Genomic DNA, 17,329 nt, shown 5'->3' on the forward strand with positions numbered 1-17,329 from the left:
GGCCATCCGGCAGCGATGACCGCGCGGCGCCCGGCCATAGCGGCGGGCCATCTTCGTGTTGGTGGCCGTCTCGTCGATGAACACCAGCGTGTCGGGATCGAGATCGGGCTGCGCCTCGAACCAGTCCTGGCGGGCCGCTCTCACGTCCGGCCGCGCCTGCTCGGCGGCGTGGACCGCCCCTTTTTACGGGTGATCCGATGCCGCCGGAAGAAGCGCCACAGCCCGCTCGTGCTGGTGGGCACGCCGCGCCCGGCCAGGGCGTCGCGCAGTTCGTGCAGGAACAGGTCCGGCCGCTCCTCGTAGGTCGCCAGGATCAGCCCGGCATGCGCCTCGATGCGGTGCGAGGTATGGTCGCCACCCGACGGCCTGGCGGCGACGTGGCCGTCCTGGCGGAAGCGCTCCGACCAGCGGCAGGCGCTCGATACGCTGACCCCGAAGCGCGCGGCAACCTGATGGCAGGACGCTCCCTCGGCCACGGCCGCCACGACGCGCTCGCGCAGATCCAGGGACAACGGTGAAGGCATCAGCGGCTCCTTCACACGGCAACGCCGCAAACAGTCCCACGTCGCAACCTGCTCGGAAATAGCTCTAGCCTCGCCTCGGCAGTGGCTTGGCGCCGATTTCCCTACTCTTGGAAGCAGGGAAGAGAATTGATGCCTGCAGGGAATCTGCGTCAGCGAGCAGGGGATTTTCTCGGCGACGCTTTTTGGAGCTGGGAACAGCCTTCAGCGAGTAAAGCCGACCTTACGCTTCGCGCCCATGTCGGTCGTTCATTGAGCTGGTGTGCGTGCCGCAAAGCAGACACATTCGTTGCGCCTCCGGATCTCCAGTTCGGCCGGTTCCATATACGGCAAGCGATCCAGCGACCTCACGCCCGACCCAAGTGGCCGGAAATCGGCCAGCCTCGCTCGTTCGTAGCCAGTTGAACGGAGGACAAGCGGACATCTGGAACGCCTACGATGGCGAGCCGTTGCGGGAAGGCTGAAATCGCCCTACCGGCGGCGGCGATGCTCGGCCGATCGCTTCGCTCAATCAGGTCCGATACTACTTTGACGAGGTTAGCGTGCGGCTCTCGCTGCTCGAGGTGCTGCCGCCTGCCGCGATACAGCATCACTCGACGTCAGGATTCGGCCGCGGACTCCTGAAGGCCTCGCTGCGGGCCCGCCTGCGCAAGGCCGGGTATCGGGATCTCAGCCAACTGGCCCAGATTTCAGTGGTGGGGCCGGCTTCGGGTACGATGCTCCGTTCGTGCGACGTATATGGTCAAGCTGGAGCGTCCGGACGAAGGATGAGCTTCGGCGCAGCAACGCGGCTTGCATCCATGTCCGCAAAGGCAACCGCGCCCGCGACGAGAGGGCGCTCCTCGGTCCAGTCGAGGGGACCCAGCCGGCCATCCGCGAGGGCGTCAACCACGTCGCGGAACTCCTGCATCGTGTAGCAGTAGCTGCCCGAGACCACGATTTCCTGAAGCGTGATCTTGCGAACATCCAGCCCCCGCTCGCCGGGCAGAAGCCCGATGTGCACGATGACCGCCCCTGGCCGGGCGAGTTGGCTGGCCTTGGCCCGCGTCGCGTCGCTGCCGACGGCATCGAGTATCAGGTCGGCGCTGTCGGGAATCGGACCTTCGGCATCGTCGGGCGCTAGGCAGCGGGCCGTGGGGAGGCCGCGCGCGGCTTCGGTGCGCCGCTCGGGATTCGGCTCGATGATCACGACCTCGCCCGCCCCCTGCATGGCCAGGACCAGCCCCGACCCGAAACCGATCGCGCCGCCGCCCAGCACCACGCAACGCGCCCCCGCCAGAGGGCGGCCGAGAAGCCGCGCCCCCTGGTTGACGGCGTGGTAGGCGACGGCAAGCGGCTCGGTGAGGGCTGCGTGCGTGGTCGACAGCGCGTCCGGGATCGGTACGAGGCTCTTTTCGGGGACGCAGACGTAGTCCGCGAAGGCCCCTGGGCGCGGGGGCATCGAGAGGATCTGCCGGCTTGGGCACAGGTGCGTGCGCCCGGATTCGCACGCCGGGCAGTTTCCGCAGGTGACCAGCGGATTCACCGCCACGCGCGCGCCGGTCCGCGGCCCCTCCGCGACCCGTCCGGCGGCCTCGTGGCCGAGGATCAGTGGGGCGGGGCGCCGGGCATCGTGACCGTGATAGGCATGCATGTCCGAACCGCAGATGCCGACCGCCTCGACCCGCACCAGCACCTCGCCGGCCCCCGGTACGGGAATTGGCACGTCGTCGACAATGAGCGCGTTCGGCCCGGTGTAGATCAGCGCTCTCATTGCGGGGCCTCGGACAACCGGGTGTTCATTTGGCGGTGAATCCCCCATCGACCGGCAGCGTCTGCCCGGTGACGTAGGTGGAGGCCTCGGAGGCGAGGAATACCGCCGCGCCGTAGAGGTCGGTGAGTTCGCCATTGCGGCCGCAGGCCGTCTGCGCGGCGTTGCGGGCCGCGCGCTCGGAATCGGCGAACACCGCCTGCGTCAGCGGCGTCGGGAAGAAGCCGGGCGCGATCGCGTTGCAGGTCACGCCGCGCGCCGACCACGCTTCCGCGATGGCGCGGGTGAGCTGCACCACCGCCCCCTTGGCGGCCCCGTAGGGCGCGGAGTCCGGAAAAGCCCGGTAGGATTGCAGGGAGGCGACGTTGATGACGCGCCCGAATCCGCGGGCCGCCATCCCCGGCGCGAGGGCCTGGGTCAGCAGGAAGGGTGCGCGCACATGCAGAGCCATGTGCCGGTCGAAGGCCTTTGCCGTCACCGCCGCGAAGGGCTGGCGCAGGTTCATCCCCGCGGCGTTCACGAGGATGTCGACCGGTCGGCTGTCGAGCCGCGCGACGAGGTCGGCGACCGCGGTGGGCTCCGCGAGATCGGCGGGCAGGACCTCGCTGGCGATCGCCTCGGCCCGCAGGTCCTCGGCCGCCGCCGCGAGGTCGGCCTCGCGGCGGGCGGTCAGGATCAGCCCGGCCCCGGCGAGGCCCAGCGCGCGGGCCAGCGCCAGCCCGAGCCCGGAATTGCCCCCCGTCACCAGGGCCGTCCGCCCGGTCAGATCGAACAGCCGCGTCAGACGGAAGGTCATGCGGTCACCGCCTCGCCGAGATCGAGGCCATGGCCGGGGAAATACTTCGCGAGCCGGTGGTCGGCCGTGCGGGCATGGGCCTCCATGCCCTCCAGGCGCGAGATTCGGGCCGTGGCCTGGGCGATGGTCTTACAGGCCGCCCGGTCCATGCGCTGCCACGTCAGCGGACGCAGGAACTTGTGCACGGACAGCCCGGCGGAATACCGGGCGGCGTACTTGGTCGGGAGGATGTGGTTCGGGCCGGAGGTCTTATCGCCGAAGGCGACCGTGGTCTCCTCACCGAGGAACAGCGAACCGTAATTACTGAGCTGCGCGAGCCACCAGTCGAGGTCGGCGGCGTGGACCTCCAGATGCTCGCTCGCGTAGCGATCGGAGACGGCGACGATCTCTTCGCGGCTCCCGCAAACCACCACCTCGCCGTAGTCGCGCCACGCGGCGGCGGCCGCGTCCCGCGCCGTGGGCGGCAAGGCGTCGATCAGCGCCGGCATCCGCGCGATCACGTCGTCCGCGAGGGCACGCGAGGTGGTGAACAGCCAAGCCGGGCTCTCGTGTCCGTGCTCGGCCTGGCCGACGAGGTCCGAGGCCACGAGCGCTGGGTCGGCGGTCTCGTCGGCGATAATCCCGACCTCAGAGGGACCCGCGAAGACGTCGATCCCGACGCGGCCGAACAGCATCCGCTTGGCCTCGGCCACGAACTTGTTGCCCGGCCCGACGATGATGTCGGCGGGCTTGCCGGTGAACAGCCCGAAGGCCATCGCGGCAATCGCTTGGACGCCGCCCAGCGTCATGATCACGTCAGCGCCAGCCACCTGCATCGCATACAGCACGTAGGGGTGGATGCCCTCGCCGCGGAAGGGCGTCGAGCAGGCCACGACCGTCGGTACGCCGGCCGCCTTGGCGGTGGCCACCGACATGTAGGCCGAGGCGATGTGCGCGTAGCGTCCGGTGGGCACGTAGCACCCCGCGACATTGCAGGGGACGAGCTTCTGGCCGGTGACGAGGCCCGGCACCAGTTCCACCGAGAAGTCCTGGACGCTGTCGCGCTGGGCCTCGGCGAAGCGCCGCACCTGCCCTGCCGCGAAGGCGATGTCCGCCTTGACGCGCTCGGGGATGTCCTTCGTGCGCCGGGCGATCTCCTCGGGGGTCACGACGATCTCGCCGGTCCAGCGGTCGAGGGAACGGGCATAGTCCCGTACCGCCTCCTCGCCCCGCGCCTCGATGGCGGCGAGCATCTCCGTCACGACCTGCCGCGCCGCGTCGGTCTCGGTCTCGGGCGTCTTGGTCGCCCGCTTGGCGTAGTCGATCGTCATGATCCCTGCCTCTTTACGGATGTCTCGAACGAATTCAGACGGCGCCCTTCGGGAGGGCGGAGCCGGGGTCCGCCACGGCGCGGGCTGGCCCCCCTGGCGGCAGCGCTGCGCGCCCGGCGACAGTTCGCGCTCAGTGCGGGGCTGCGGCCGCGTCGAACTCCGTGGCGAAGGCCCGGAGCTTCGGATCGGCCGCGACGCGCTTCATGAAGGCGTCGTCGATGTATCCCTTGGCATCGGGCGCCTGCGCGATGGTGCCGACCTCGGCCATGAACGTGCCGATCCGCGAGAACCAGCCGTCGACCTGCGAGGGGCCGTCCGCGCGCGCCATCGCCTTGAGCTGCGCGTCGAGGGCGTAGGTCGGGCGCAGCGCGAATTCCTGGTCGATGGCGTGGTCGGACGCCTCGACGCCGCCCTCGGCGTAGAAGCGCTTGGCTATGTCGTGCGCTTCCTTGGGATGCGCCTTGGCCCAGCCCCAGCCCCGGAGATAGACCGCGAGGAACTTGGCGACCGCGTCCGGATGCGCCTTGGCGAAGTCGGCGCGGGTGATCAGGGCGCCGGGCACCATGGCGTCGGCGTCGGCCCCGCTGCACAGGACCTGCGCGCTGGCCTTCTCCTCCAGCGTGTAGGTGTTCGGAGCCCAGACGCCGACCACCTCGCCCGCGTCGGCGATCATCGCCGAGATGATCTGCGCCTGTCCGAGGTTGACGAAGCGCAGCTCGCGCGGGCCGAGGCCCCACTTCCGGAGGCAGGCGCGGGCGGCGTAATCGGCGGTGGAGTTGGTTGTGACAAGAAGTTTCTGTCCGGCGAGCTGCTTGGGATCCTTGAGGATCGCATCGTGCCGTGAGGCGCGCACCATCAGCGCGTTGGTCTTCGATTCGTCATTGGTGAGGCCGATCGTCAGCAGGCCGAAGCGCGCCGCGCCGAGGATTGCGGGCACGGAACCGGTCCCGCCGACATCCCAAGATCCCGCCTGCGCGGCGGCGACCTGGGGCGCACCGGCGGGGAAGACCGCGAAGGTTGGCTCGAGGCCGACCTCCTTCCACCAACCCTTCTGCGTGGCGATGTAGAAGGGCAGCGCCCAGTAGAGCGACGGCTGATATGACACGCCGATCCGCTCGGACTCCGCGGCCCTCGCCGGGAGGGCCGGCGCGACCACCGGCGCCAGCGCGAGAGTGCCCGCCAGGAGCCATGCCCGCCGCCGGCCGCCCCGGCACCCGTTGCCTCGAATCTCGGTCATGTCGCCTCTCCCTCGGATCGCAGACCGCCGGCTTACCGACCGGCCACCTTCTCTTCGCGCAGCGATTTCCAGATGTGCGTCCGCAGATGGACGAACGATTCGAGGTCCATCACGTCCTCAATGCGGGCGTGCTCCTCCCAGCGTTCCGCTTCGCGGACCGCCTTGACGTCGATCATCTCCTTGATGCGCCCCGGGCGCTTGGTCATGACCGCGACCCGGTCGGCGAGGTAGACCGCCTCCTCGACCCCGTGGGTGATGAACAGGACAGTGCGCGGATTCTTGCGCGCGAGGCGGACCAGCTCCTCCTGCATCACCACGCGGGTCTGGGCGTCGAGGGCGCCGAAGGGCTCGTCCATGAGGAGCACCTCGGGCTCGAGGACGTAGGCGCGGGCGATGGCGACGCGCTGCTGCATGCCGCCGGAGAGCTGGTGCGGGTAGGCGTCGGCGTGGCTCGAGAGGCCGATCATGTCGATCGCCGCGGCGACGCGCTCCTGGCGCTCGGCGGCGGGCATGCCCTTGTTGCGCAGCCCGAACGCGATGTTCTGCGCCACGGTCTTCCACGGGAACAGCGCGAACTGCTGGAACACCACGGCGCGGTCGGGACCCGGCTCGGTGACCGGCTGTCCGCCGACGGTGATCCGGCCGCCGGTCGGGGCCTCGAACCCGGCCGCGAGGCGCAGGCAGGTCGTCTTGCCGCAACCCGAGGCGCCGACGATGGCCACGAACTCGCGGTCGGCCACCGTGAGGTCGACGCCGTCGAGCGCCTTGACGTGGCTCCCGAAGCTCTTCTCGACCCGCTCGAACCGGATTGCGCTCATCGGATCACCTCAAGACTGCCCGTGATGCCGGCGGAGGCGGGTCTCGAGCGTGCGCAACGCGACGTCGATGATCACGCCGACGAGGCCGATCGCGACCATTCCGACCATCACGGTCGCGGTCGAGACGGCCCCTTGGGCTTGCACCATCATGTAGCCGACCCCCGTCGAGGCTACGATCAGCTCGGCGCCGACCAGCGATTGCCACCCCAGGCCCGCGCTGATGCGCAGGCCGGCGACGATCGAGGGCAGCGCGGCCGGCAGGAGCACCTCGGCGATCATCCGGTAGCCCGGCGTTCCGAGCATCTCGGCGGCTTCCAGCAGGCGCGCGTCGATGTAGCGGGCGCCGCGATAGGCGTTGATCAGACAGGGCGGAAAGGCGCCCGCGAAGATGATCAGGATCGGGCCACCGATCCCGGTGCCGAACCAGAGGGCGGCGAAGGGCACCCAGGCGATTGGCGCGATGAAGCGCAGCCCGTCGAAGATTGGCGTGACAATGTCGTCGAGGAGGCGCGACCAGCCCATCGTCAAGCCGAGCGGCACGCCGACCGCAGCGGCGAGCAGGTAGCCGACCATGAACCGCTGCAGACTGGAGGCGACATGGGCGGGGAGCGTGCCCCCCGCGAACGGCCTCTCGGTCAGGGTCGCGAAGCGCTCCGCCACGGCAACCGGTCCCGGAAGGAACAGCGGCGAGACGAGGCCGGACCGGGCGAGGAACGCCCAGAAGCCAAGGAAGGCCAGGGTGCCAATCGCGCCGAGGGCTAGGCTGCGGTGCAGCGGCAGGGGCTGGCGGGAGGCGATCATGCCGCCCCCCGCAGCTGCGCCCAGCCGATCGCCCGGCGCTCGGCCATCCCCAGCAGCGCGGTGCTGCCGGCACCGAGCACGCCGACGGCGGCCATGCCGACGAGGATCATGCCCGGGTAGAGATCCTGCTGTGCGACGTTCAGGACATAGCCGAGCCCCGCGAGCGAGCCGACGAGCTCGGCCGCGACCAGGGTGGTCCAGCTCGCCTGGAGCGCCAGCCGCAGCCCCGTGAAGATCATCGGCGCCGCCGCCGGCGCCAGCACGTCCGTGACGAAGCGCAGTCGCGGGGTGCCGAGCATCTGCGCCGCCTCGATAATCTGCGGTGGCACGCCCCGCACGCCGGCCTGGGTGCTGATCACCGCCGGAGGCAGCGCCGCGATGACGATGACCATCACTTTGGCCCCGTCGCCCAGGCCGAGCCACAGGATGGCGAGCGGGATCCAGGCAAGCGGCGGTATCGGGCGCAGCAGCAGGAAGACCGGGTTGATGAGAGCCTCGGCCGTGGGGTTCCAGCCCATCAGCAGGCCGAGTGGGACGCCCAGCGTCACCGAGACGAGGAACCCAAGGGCAACGAGCCGGAGCGAGTGCAGGACGTGGACGAGGAGTGTCGTATCGGGATAGCCGCGAACGAAGGCTTGGACCGCCGCCGTCTCCACGTCGCCGGGCGCCGGAAACCGCCCTGCCGAGATCAGGCCGAGACCGGTGGTCGCGACGTACCAGAGGACGGCGATGACGACGAGCGTCGCCATGCCGACGCACATGCGGCGGCTGAACTTCACGGCGTTTCCTCGCGCTGCGATGGCAGTCTTCTCGCGACTCACCGCATGAGCATTCAATGAATGCGCTTTCATTGTCCGTTTTATCGGCGGTTTGTCAACCGCCGGTATTTATCGATCGACAATGCCGCAGCGCGAACCCGCTGTGGGATGAGCATATTTTGCTGGGGCTGTTGCGTTTCACTGAATGCGCATTCATCACAGGGTGGCGGGGATCCGACTTCGACCCAGAGTGTCTTGCCGTGAAACGTCAGCAGCGCGCGACATTGCAGGCGGTTGCTCAGAGGGCGGGCGTGTCGCCTGCGACCGCCTCACGCGCGATGGCCGGCGCCGCGATCGTCCATCCGGACACGATCCGCCGGGTGCGCGCAGCGGCCGAGTCGCTCGGCTACCTGCCTGGTGGTCCGGCCCAGGCCCTCGCATCGGGCCGGACACATACCATCGGAGCCATTATCCCGACACTCGACCACTCGATCTTCGCGCGCGCGATCCAGGCGCTGCAGACGACCCTGGCCCGAAACGGCTATCAGCTCCTGATCGCGGCGCACGAATACTCGGCCGTCGAGGAAGCTGTGCTTGTCCGATCCATGCTCGGTCGCGGCGTCGACGCCCTAATGCTGGTCGGCGCGGACCATCTGCCCGCGACGTGGGCCCTCGTCACCGAAGCTCCGATCCCAGTGGTGCTGACATGGTCGTTCGATGACCGGCTCGACTCGATCGGCTTCGACAACGCGCAGGCCGGCTATCTCGCGGCCCGGCACCTGCTCGCAAAGGGTCACTGCCGGTTCGGTATGGTCTCAGGCTTCACCCAGGCCAACGACCGCGCGCGCCTGCGCATCGATGGTGTGAGGCGTGCACTCGCTGCGGAGGGAATCGAGTTCTCGAACGCTCGCGTATCGCAGCAGCCCTTCTCGCTTGCTGGCGGCCGGGCCGGCCTCCTACAGCTCCTGGGGCTCGCCGAGCCCCCGACGGCGGTGGTGTGCGGCAACGATCTTCTCGCCGTCGGCGTGCTTCTTGAGGCCAAACAACGTGGCCTGACCATTCCCCGCGATCTGTCGGTCGTCGGGATCGATAATCTCGAGATTGCTAGCCATATCGCGCCGTCCCTCACGACAATACATCTTCCGACAGCGGAGCTTGGCCGAGAAGTCGCCGAGCATCTGCTGGCCCGCCTTCGCGGGGAATCACGCGCGCGTCGGACAGAGATGCCGATCGAGCTGATCGAGCGCCGTTCGTCTGGACCGCTTCTGATGCCTACCGGCCAGCCGTTCGCTGGGCATCGGCACGGCGTCAAGTGATCTACTCGACTGAGTCAATTATATCTGATCGAATATTTTGGAGTGCGTCGATGTAATGACACGGATAATAAAAAATATGAGTAACTCGAGTCTATCATCAATGTATAGTAGGCAATTACGAATTTATAAACAGAGATTATATCCGATCATAGACAAGAGATTTATCGCATTCTAGAGATCGACCATCGGCTGTGCCTAGCCGCATCTGAAATAGCTGGGTCAGGCAAAGCTGAGAAGCGAGAAGGTTGTAGCTTTCCTGATTTCTTTCTCCGAAACGGTCGGGCCGCTTTCGGCCATCTGCCGCCACGCATCGATCACTTGAATGCCTCAGATGGGTGGATTTCTGCTGTTCCGGTTTCGGGAGCTTTTCATAAGAATGCGGACGCTCAACGATCGGCTCTAATATGCCGCAAGCGCTGTGGCTGCCTTCAAGGAAACTAACCATTCAGACACTGCAGTCCGCGATAATAATACACTGTTCCAATCGCTTCTTTTGTTAGTATTCACGTGTGGCGTCTCCGCGAGCCGGAAACGGTATCCAAAGGCGCCATGTCATCCCGTTGACAGCCGATGCGTTGATCGCTAACGTCATCACCGCAGAGCAAGATTTAAGACTATCTGTAAGATGGTCTTAGTTGCGCATCAAGCTCTGCGCGCGACCTCTTGCAGATATGCTGGGAGGTCGCAATGAAAGCCGTGATAATCAGGCTTCGCGGGATCGACGATGTCATATCGTTCATCGATTCCCGCCCAGGTATCCAGGGTCGTGCTGCAGTAATCTGGTGGCTCGCATTAGGCGGCCTGTTCCTCGACGCGTTCTCGAATTCCGCTCTCAGCGCCGGTCTCGGCGCCATGACCAAGGACCTGAAGCTCACAGCGACGGATGTCGCGCTACTCACGTCCTTCGCATCTTGGGTCGCCATTGCCTTCAACCCGATCGGCGGCGCCATGGCCGATCGCTGGGGCCGCGTCCGTCCCCTCATCCTGGCCAAGGTGCTGGCCATCGTCGGCGCCTTGCTCGTGGCCTTCGCCCCCTCGTTCCAGACCATACTGATCGGACGGTTCTTCGCCGGGGCGGCCTACGGCATCGACTTCGCCATCGCGATGGCGGTGCTAGCCGAATTCACGCCCGCACGGTTCAAAAGCCGTCTGAATACTTGGCAGGGCATGTGGTACGCGGCCGTATGCACAAATCTGCTCCTGGCGTTGTTGTTCTACTCCTGGAATGTCGGCGATTCGATCTGGCGCTATTCCGTCGGCATGATCGCTATCCTCGGCGCGGCGCTGTTCGCGCTCCAGTTCGCCTTCCTCGTCGAGAGCCCGATCTGGCTTGCGCGAAAGGAACGCCTTGATGAGGCGGCGCGGGCCATGAGCCGGATCTACGGGGTGACCTTCGCCGCCGCGGCCCTGGAGGAACGCCACCCCGTGCTGAACCAAGCCCGGCGCGGCCTCGCCAATGTCCTCCTCATCTTCCGCGGCGTGTACCTTCCCCGGACCATCCTGGCCGCCACCGTCCAGATCGGCCAATCAATCCAGTATTTCGCCATCGGCTGGTACCTTCCGTTGATCAGCGCCGCGCTCTTCGGGAAGGAATTCGTCTTTGCGACGCTCGGCGCGCTGCTGTTCAACGTCTTCGGCATCGCTGGCGGCTTCCTCTCGCCGGCCATCGGACGGGCGCTCGGCCTGCGCCGGGCCGCGGCCTTCGGCTTTGCGGCGGTGTTCGTGATGCTGCTGATCCTTGGCCTGTTTGGCGACAAGCTGCCGATCTGGGCCGCCGCCATCGTGCCCTCGCTCTTCATTCTGTTCCATTCCGGCGGCCCCGGCGCCAACGGCAAGAGCTTGTCCTCCCTCTCCTTCCGAGGGGAGTTGCGGGCAGGCGCCAACGGTGTGATCGGCGCCCTCGGCTCGATCGGGGCGGCGGTCGGCTTGCTGATCTTCCCGATCTTCCGGGAGCGCTACGGCCTCAACAACACCTTCCTGATCCTGTCGGCCGTCCCCTTCCTGGCGAGCCTGATCTGCTTCTCCATCCGCTGGGATCCGACCCGGACCACGATCAACCCCGACAATGAGCCCGACGCGCCGCAATTCGCGGCTGACCGGGTCGGCGCGCTGTCGCCGATCTTGCACTCCGCTGTCGCGAAGCCCTGACCATGTCCGGATCGCACGACGTGATCCTGGCGATCGACGCGGGAACGTCCGGCACCCGTGCCGCGACGGTCTCGGTCGATGGCGAGGTCGGCTGCCTCCACTACGAGGCGCTGACCGTCGAGGCCCCCCGGCCGGGGGTCGTCGAGCAGGATGCCGACGTCCTGCTCGACAGGACGCTGGCGGCCTGCCGGGAGACGATCGGGCGGGCCCGAGACGAGGGCCGGCGTATCGTGGCCCTTGCGCTCGCCACCCAGCGTGCCACCAGCGTGCTCTGGGACCGCAGCACCGGTCGGGCGCTCGCGCCTGCAATGGTCTGGCAGGACACCCGCTACGCCGCCGAACTCGATCATCTCGGTGCACGCTGGGACGAGCGCCTGATGGCGGAGGCCGGGCGCCCGACGGGCGGCCGGTCCCCGTATTACTGGGCCGTCCGGCAGATCCGTGAGAGCGACGCGGTGGCGGGGGCGTTCAGCCGGGGGCGCCTCGGCTTCGGCACGGTCGATACGTGGCTGCTCTGGCAACTGACGGCCGGCCGGACCTACGTCACGACGCCCACCAACGCGACCTCGGCCGGCGCCTACGTGCTGGCCGGGCACCGCTACTGCACCGACTGGTTGGAGGCCGTCGCCTTCCCCGCTGACCTGCTGCCGGAGTTGCGGCAGGACGCGGACGATCTCGGCCGCACCGACCCGGCCCTGCTCGGGATCGACGTCCCGATCCTGGCGAGCCTTGGGGACCAGCATGCCGGCGCCATCGGCCTCGGCTGCCTCCATCGGGGTCAGGCGATGTGCATCCACGGCACGGGAAGCTTCGTCGATCTCATCACCGGTCCCGATCGGCCGATGAGGCCGGGCCTCCACCGGGGGACGACGGCGATGTGCGCCCGCCGCCAGGACGGCACGACGCACTACGCCGTCGAGAGCTTCGTGCCGACGACCGGCTCTGCCCTGGCTTGGCTCTGTGACAGGCTCGGATGGTTCGAGGACGCCGCCGCCCTCTGCCGCGCGGCCTCCGAGGCGGCGGACACGGGCGGCGTGGCCTTCCTCCCGGCGCTCACCGGGATGCGGGTGCCCGCGATGCAGCCGAAGGCGCGCGCCTCGCTATCCGGCCTCTCCATGGCGACCTCCCGTGCCCAGGTGGCCCGTGCCGTCCTGGAGGGAATCGCGCATTCCGTCGCCACCTGCGTGGAAGCCGACGAGGCCGTGGCGGGGGTCGCCGTGGACGAACTGATCGTTGGCGGTGGCCTGTCGGGCAGCGACGACCTCCTGCAGATGCAGGCGGACCTCGCGGGGGTGCCCATCCGGCGCAAGCGGGACACCGCCCGCGCAAGCCTGCGGGGTGCCGCATTCCTAGCGGGCTCCTCTGGCCTGATGTGGGGCGGAATACCCGTCCTCAAACCCACCGAGGGCGGGGACGAGGTCTTCGCGCCCCGCCTCGACCGCCAGACGCGGGACGCCCAGCGAGCGCTGTGGCACGCGCGGGTCAGGGCCGAACTGAACCATGCCGACCTCTGCGGACAGATGGAGCCCTCTCCAACATGAAGTTCTTTCCCACCCGACGCCCCCGGCGAGAGGCGGCGGCGATGACGCTGCGCGACCCTCTCCGGCTCGACCGCCGGGAGCAGCTCGACCGCATGGGCGACGAGACGTTCGACATGCTGATCATCGGCGGCGGCGTCACCGGGGCCTACGCGGCCCTTGATGCGAGCTTGCGCGGCTACCGGGTCGCCCTCGTGGAGAAGGACGACTTCGCGAGCGGCACCTCGTCCAAATCATCGAAGATGGTCCACGGGGGCTTGCGCTACATCGAGCAGGGCAACCTGGGCCTCGTTCGGCATTCACTTCACGAGAGGCAGCGCCTGCGCCGCAATGCCCGCCACCTCGTGCAGCGCCTGCCGTTCCTTTTCCCCATCCTCGAGCGCAACGGCGTCTTCGACAAGCGCTTCGCGAAGGCCTTCGAGGGCCTGCTCTGGACCTACGACCTCGCCGGCGGCTGGCGGGAGGGGATCCTCCACCAGACCCTCACCCGTGAGCAGGTTCTTTCTCATTGCCCGACTTTCCGGGAGGAAGGGCTGACGGGCGGCCTGATGTACTTCGACGCCCGGGTCGACGACGCGCGGCTCACGCTGACGCTGGCGCGGACCGCCGCGTTCCACGGAGCGGCGGTGGCCAATCACGCGAAGGCGAGCGACATCACCCGGGACGCCGCAGGCAAGGTGGACGGCGCGGTGATCGAGGCGGACGGGCGGGAGATCCGCGTCCGGGCCGGCGTCGTCATCATGGCAACCGGCGTGTGGTTGCGGGACTGGGCCGGCCTGAGCAAGGGCGCCGAGCGCAGCCTCCACATCCGCCCGGCCAAGGGTGTCCACGTGGCGATTCCCTGGCTGAAGATTCGCAACGATTGCACGGTCACGATCCCGGTCCCCGGCCGGAGCCGGCGGGCCACCATCACCCGCTGGGGCGATGTCTCGTATCTCGGCACCACGGACGAGGACTACGAGGGCAGTCTCGACGACGTGCATTGTACGCGCAAGGATCTCGACTTCCTCCTCGAAGGCGCACGCTCGGCCCTCAAGACCGACCTCCAGCCGGAGGACGCCGTTGGTAGCATCGCAGGGTGCCGACCCCTCGTCGCCCCGCCCGGCGGCAAGACGCTGGAGGTCAAACGGGACCACAAGATCGACGTGGCCGCCGACGGTCTGGTGACCATCGTCGGCGGCAAGCTCACCACCTCCCGCCACATGGCGGAGCAGACGGTCGACGCCGCCCAGCGGGTGATCGACGGCAAGCGGGCCTGCAAGACCAAGTCAGCCTATCTGCTGGGCGCTGCCGGCTACGATCCGCAGGCCATCGTCGCCTCCGGCGGCTTGGAGGCCCATCTCGGCGAACGCTACGGCACCGAGGCCTGCTTCGTCAGCGACATCTTGGCGAACGATCCGCGGCTGACGAAACCCATCGTCGAGGGCCTGCCCTACACCGAGGGGGAGGTCGTCTATGCCATCCGCCACGAACTCGCGGGCACGGTCGATGACGTCCTGTCGCGTCGCATGCGAACGCGGCTGAAGGCCCGCGATGCCTCCGCCCAGGCGGCGGCGCGCGTCGGCGAGATCTTGCAGGCCGAACTCGGCCTCTCCGCAGAGGCGACCGCCGATCAGGTCGCCAGGTACCGCACGGCGGTCGAGCGGGAAAAAACCATCCTTATGGGAGCAGCGTGACATGCTGAGCAAAGAAGCGATTCGGCGCGGGTACAACCGGGGCCGCTACGTGGTCGGGGCGCCGACGCAGCCGGCCTTCGCGGCACGGGCCCCCGCCCCCACCGCGACGCCGGGCCTCCAACGCGATCCGGTGGCCGTGAGTGAGGCCGAACTGGACGCCCTCCGGCAGGCGGCCGACTCGGTCGTCACCGAGACCGCCGACGTGGTCGCCTCGACCCGCGACTGGTGGGCGAGCTCGATGATCACCGAGACCGCCGGCAAGCCTGCGACGCCGCTCGCGACCGTCGTGAAGGTCTCGACCGTGGCCCAGGTGCAGGCGGTGATGCGCATCGCCCACACGGCCGCGTTGCCGGTGACGGTCTCGGCGGGTCGCAGCAACGTCACCGGCGCGGCGCTCCCCGTGCGCGGCGGCATCGTCCTCGACGTCTGCGGCCTCAACCGGATGATCGGCTTCGACCACGAGAGCCAGATCGTCGAGGTCGAGACCGGGATGTTCGGCGACCTGTTCGAAGAGGCGATCCAGCGTGACTACGGCATGACAATGGGCCATTGGCCATCCTCCTATGCCATCAGCACCGTCGGCGGCTGGGCCGCCTGCCGGGGCGCTGGCCAGCTCTCGACCCGCTACGGCAAGATCGAGGACATGGTCTACGGCATGGACGTCGTCCTAGCCGACGGCAGCCTCGTGACGCTGGGTGGCTACTCCCGCGCGGCGTTGGGGCCGGACCTCCTACAACTGTTCATCGGCTCCGAGGGGACGCTGGGCGTGATCGTGCGGCTACGCCTCAAGCTCCACCGCCTGCCCGATTATGGCCGTGCCATCGCCTACGGCTTCACGAGCTTCGCTCTAGGCCTCGACGCCTGCCGCGAGATCATGCAGCGTGGAGCTAACCCGGCGGCCCTGCGGCTGTACGACGGACTGGAGAGCGGCTTGCAGTTCGGCCGACCGGACCTGAACGTGCTTCTCGTGGCCGACGAGGGACCGCGGGAGATGGTCGATGCGGTCATGGCGATCAGCGGGCAGGTCTGCGCGGAACGGGGTGCGGTGCTGGACGGCGACGCGACGCTGGAGCGTTGGCTCGACACCCGCTACCTTACCGGCAAAAGCAGCGAGGGCTTCACGCCGAGCCCCGGCTTCGTCTCCGACACACTGGAGATGACGGGGCCCTGGAGCCAGCTTCCGCAGATCTACGACGAGGTCGTGGCTGCCATCGCCGCGGTCCCGGGCACGCTCGCCGGGTCGGCGCACCAGTCGCACGCCTATGTCGACGGCGCCTGCCTCTACTTCTCCCTCAGGGGCGAGGTCGCGGTCGGGGAGCGGGCCGAATGGTACCGCAAGGCCTGGGACGCGGCGAACACCGTACTCATCAAGCACCGGGCGGCCCTCAGCCACCACCACGGCATCGGAATGCTGCGCGCCCCCTATATGCGCGAGGGCTTGGGCAGCGCCTTCCCCGTGCTGGAAACGGTCAAGCGCGCGCTCGATCCAAAGGGCATCCTCAATCCCGGCAAACTCGGCTTGACGGATGTCCTGCCGGGTGAAGTAAGCCCCTGAGGGATGGACACGTCGCTCGCCAAGCGCTTGGCGCACAGCCCTGTCATCGCCACGCTTTATGGGGCGGAGCAGCTAGGCGCTTTCCTGAAGAGCGCCGCGGGTATCGCGATCGTCGCCAACATCGAGCTGCGTCGTCTGCAGCCGGTGCTGGCGGCGCTCGCCGAGGCCGACAAGTATGCGATCGTCAACATCGACAGTTGCGACGGCCTCTCCCAGGACCGTGGCGGGGTCGATTACTTGGCCGACGCGGGGGCGAAGGGGATCGTTTCGACGCGCGTGGCCACGATCCAGCGCGCCCGGCGCTCCGGGTTGCTGTCGGTGCAGAAAGTATTCGTCACGGACCGGTCGACCCTGCCGCGAAGCCTCACCGCTATCCAGCAGAGCGAGCCGAATCTCGTTCAACTCATGCCAGCGCCAATGCTCCCCCACATCCCAGCGAACTGCCGGAAAGGCATGCCGCCCGTCGTCGCGTCGGGTTTCGTCTGCAATCGTGCAGGCGTCGTAGGGGCATTGGGCCACGGAGCCGTCGCTGTTTCGACGAGCGATCAGCAATTGTGGAAGCTCACTGCACGAGAACTCAGGTAGCCCCCTGATCCACGACACGAACTCCTCGCGCCTTTGAGAGTCCGTCCGGGATCATATTGTGGTTTGGCAGAGCTTTCGCGTCATGAGGCGGATGGAGGCGAGGAGGAGGAAGGCGCGGGCGGTGCGCGAGCGGCATTCCCAGTCCTTGGCCAGCCTCCGACAACGGTTGAGCCAAGCAAAGGTCTGGGATTGCCCCGTTTTTGTGGACGGTTCAGGGGGCTTGGCTGAGCAGGGTCTCGATTGACGGTTTTGACCCGGTCTCCTGCTCGTAGACGATGGGCGAGCGGTAGCCGAGCGCCGAGTGGCGGCGCAGCGGATTGTAGAAGGCCTCGATGTAGCTGAAGACCGCCATGCGCGCCTCTGCCTGCGAGCGGAAGCGGCGGCGGGCGAGCGGTTCGCATTCGAGGGTGGAGAAGAAGCTCTCGGCCATGGCGTTGTCGTAGGCGTCGCCGACCGAACCCATCGACGGGCGCACACCCGCCTCCCGGCAGCGATTACCGAAGGCCAGCGACGTGTACTG

Annotated in this window: 14 protein-coding genes and 2 pseudogenes; 6 read left to right on the forward strand and 10 right to left on the reverse strand. The window is 68.0% G+C overall.

Annotated elements, in window-relative coordinates; genetic code table 11:
- From Q8W71_RS30445 to Q8W71_RS30480, 8 genes and pseudogenes are all read right to left on the reverse strand, one after another.
- Positions 1–524 (reverse strand): annotated as a pseudogene (locus tag Q8W71_RS30445) (helix-turn-helix domain-containing protein); the annotation flags it as partial.
- Positions 525–1,263: 739 nt separating this feature from the next.
- The gene (locus tag Q8W71_RS30450) at positions 1,264–2,274 is read right to left on the reverse strand and encodes an alcohol dehydrogenase catalytic domain-containing protein (protein WP_305529120.1); all 1,011 of its coding nucleotides are present in this window, start codon (positions 2,272–2,274) and stop codon (positions 1,264–1,266) included.
- 25 nt (positions 2,275–2,299) lie between these two features.
- A complete protein-coding gene (locus Q8W71_RS30455; protein WP_305529121.1) occupies positions 2,300–3,067 on the reverse strand; it encodes an SDR family oxidoreductase in 768 nt (255 codons plus the stop codon).
- Complete coding sequence (hpsN, locus tag Q8W71_RS30460; protein ID WP_305529122.1) at positions 3,064–4,377, reverse strand: sulfopropanediol 3-dehydrogenase; 1,314 nt, start codon at positions 4,375–4,377, stop codon at positions 3,064–3,066. Before hpsN ends, Q8W71_RS30455 begins: the two co-directional genes overlap by 4 nt.
- Positions 4,378–4,507: 130 nt before the next feature.
- A complete protein-coding gene (locus Q8W71_RS30465; protein ID WP_305529123.1) occupies positions 4,508–5,614 on the reverse strand; it encodes an ABC transporter substrate-binding protein in 1,107 nt (368 codons plus the stop codon).
- A gap of 32 nt (positions 5,615–5,646) precedes the next feature.
- Complete coding sequence (locus tag Q8W71_RS30470) at positions 5,647–6,432, reverse strand: ABC transporter ATP-binding protein (protein WP_305529124.1); 786 nt, start codon at positions 6,430–6,432, stop codon at positions 5,647–5,649.
- A gap of 9 nt (positions 6,433–6,441) precedes the next feature.
- Positions 6,442–7,092: an ABC transporter permease gene (locus Q8W71_RS30475; RefSeq protein WP_305529125.1), complete on the reverse strand. Its 651-nt coding sequence runs from the start codon at positions 7,090–7,092 to the stop codon at positions 6,442–6,444.
- A gap of 137 nt (positions 7,093–7,229) precedes the next feature.
- A complete protein-coding gene (locus tag Q8W71_RS30480; protein WP_305529126.1) occupies positions 7,230–8,084 on the reverse strand; it encodes an ABC transporter permease in 855 nt (284 codons plus the stop codon).
- Between Q8W71_RS30480 and Q8W71_RS30485 the strand changes: the two genes are divergently transcribed.
- From Q8W71_RS30485 to Q8W71_RS30510, 6 genes are all read left to right on the forward strand, one after another.
- Positions 8,069–9,307 (forward strand): LacI family DNA-binding transcriptional regulator, encoded by a 1,239-nt coding sequence (locus tag Q8W71_RS30485; protein WP_305529127.1) that lies wholly within the window; start codon positions 8,069–8,071, stop codon positions 9,305–9,307. The two genes, Q8W71_RS30480 and Q8W71_RS30485, sit on opposite strands and share 16 nt — an antisense overlap.
- Positions 9,308–9,994: 687 nt before the next feature.
- The gene (locus Q8W71_RS30490; RefSeq protein WP_305529128.1) at positions 9,995–11,455 is read left to right on the forward strand and encodes an MFS transporter; all 1,461 of its coding nucleotides are present in this window, start codon (positions 9,995–9,997) and stop codon (positions 11,453–11,455) included.
- A 2-nt stretch (positions 11,456–11,457) separates the two neighbouring features.
- Complete coding sequence (locus Q8W71_RS30495) at positions 11,458–12,996, forward strand: FGGY family carbohydrate kinase (protein ID WP_305529129.1); 1,539 nt, start codon at positions 11,458–11,460, stop codon at positions 12,994–12,996.
- Complete coding sequence (locus Q8W71_RS30500) at positions 12,993–14,669, forward strand: glycerol-3-phosphate dehydrogenase/oxidase (protein WP_305529130.1); 1,677 nt, start codon at positions 12,993–12,995, stop codon at positions 14,667–14,669. Before Q8W71_RS30495 ends, Q8W71_RS30500 begins: the two co-directional genes overlap by 4 nt.
- A gap of 1 nt (position 14,670) precedes the next feature.
- Entirely contained in the window at positions 14,671–16,224 is a 1,554-nt protein-coding gene (locus Q8W71_RS30505; RefSeq protein ID WP_305529131.1) for an FAD-binding oxidoreductase, read from the forward strand.
- 3 nt (positions 16,225–16,227) lie between these two features.
- A complete protein-coding gene (locus tag Q8W71_RS30510) occupies positions 16,228–16,809 on the forward strand; it encodes a glycerol-3-phosphate responsive antiterminator (RefSeq protein ID WP_305529132.1) in 582 nt (193 codons plus the stop codon).
- Positions 16,810–16,860: 51 nt separating this feature from the next.
- Here the strand turns inward: Q8W71_RS30510 and Q8W71_RS30515 are convergent.
- Positions 16,861–16,995: pseudogene (locus tag Q8W71_RS30515) on the reverse strand (IS5/IS1182 family transposase); the annotation flags it as partial.
- 25 nt (positions 16,996–17,020) lie between these two features.
- Positions 17,021–17,329 (reverse strand): integrase core domain-containing protein (locus tag Q8W71_RS30520; protein ID WP_305529035.1); only part of this gene is annotated, 309 nt, incomplete at its 5' end.

The organism is Methylobacterium amylolyticum (assembly GCF_030700245.1).
In the GTDB taxonomy this organism is placed as follows: Bacteria; Pseudomonadota; Alphaproteobacteria; order Rhizobiales; family Beijerinckiaceae; genus Methylobacterium.

Coding starts and splice junctions, on each gene's coding strand:
- Q8W71_RS30480 (WP_305529126.1), bottom strand. CDS start 8,084: ATGAAAGCGCATTCATTGAATGCTCATGCGGTGAGTCGCGAGAAGACT.
- Q8W71_RS30455 (WP_305529121.1), bottom strand. CDS start 3,067: ATGACCTTCCGTCTGACGCGGCTGTTCGATCTGACCGGGCGGACGGCC.
- Q8W71_RS30495 (WP_305529129.1), top strand. CDS start 11,458: ATGTCCGGATCGCACGACGTGATCCTGGCGATCGACGCGGGAACGTCC.
- Q8W71_RS30505 (WP_305529131.1), top strand. CDS start 14,671: ATGCTGAGCAAAGAAGCGATTCGGCGCGGGTACAACCGGGGCCGCTAC.
- Q8W71_RS30500 (WP_305529130.1), top strand. CDS start 12,993: ATGAAGTTCTTTCCCACCCGACGCCCCCGGCGAGAGGCGGCGGCGATG.
- Q8W71_RS30490 (WP_305529128.1), top strand. CDS start 9,995: ATGAAAGCCGTGATAATCAGGCTTCGCGGGATCGACGATGTCATATCG.
- Q8W71_RS30470 (WP_305529124.1), bottom strand. CDS start 6,432: ATGAGCGCAATCCGGTTCGAGCGGGTCGAGAAGAGCTTCGGGAGCCAC.
- hpsN (WP_305529122.1), bottom strand. CDS start 4,377: ATGACGATCGACTACGCCAAGCGGGCGACCAAGACGCCCGAGACCGAG.
- Q8W71_RS30465 (WP_305529123.1), bottom strand. CDS start 5,614: ATGACCGAGATTCGAGGCAACGGGTGCCGGGGCGGCCGGCGGCGGGCA.
- Q8W71_RS30485 (WP_305529127.1), top strand. CDS start 8,069: ATGAATGCGCTTTCATTGTCCGTTTTATCGGCGGTTTGTCAACCGCCG.
- Q8W71_RS30510 (WP_305529132.1), top strand. CDS start 16,228: ATGGACACGTCGCTCGCCAAGCGCTTGGCGCACAGCCCTGTCATCGCC.
- Q8W71_RS30450 (WP_305529120.1), bottom strand. CDS start 2,274: ATGAGAGCGCTGATCTACACCGGGCCGAACGCGCTCATTGTCGACGAC.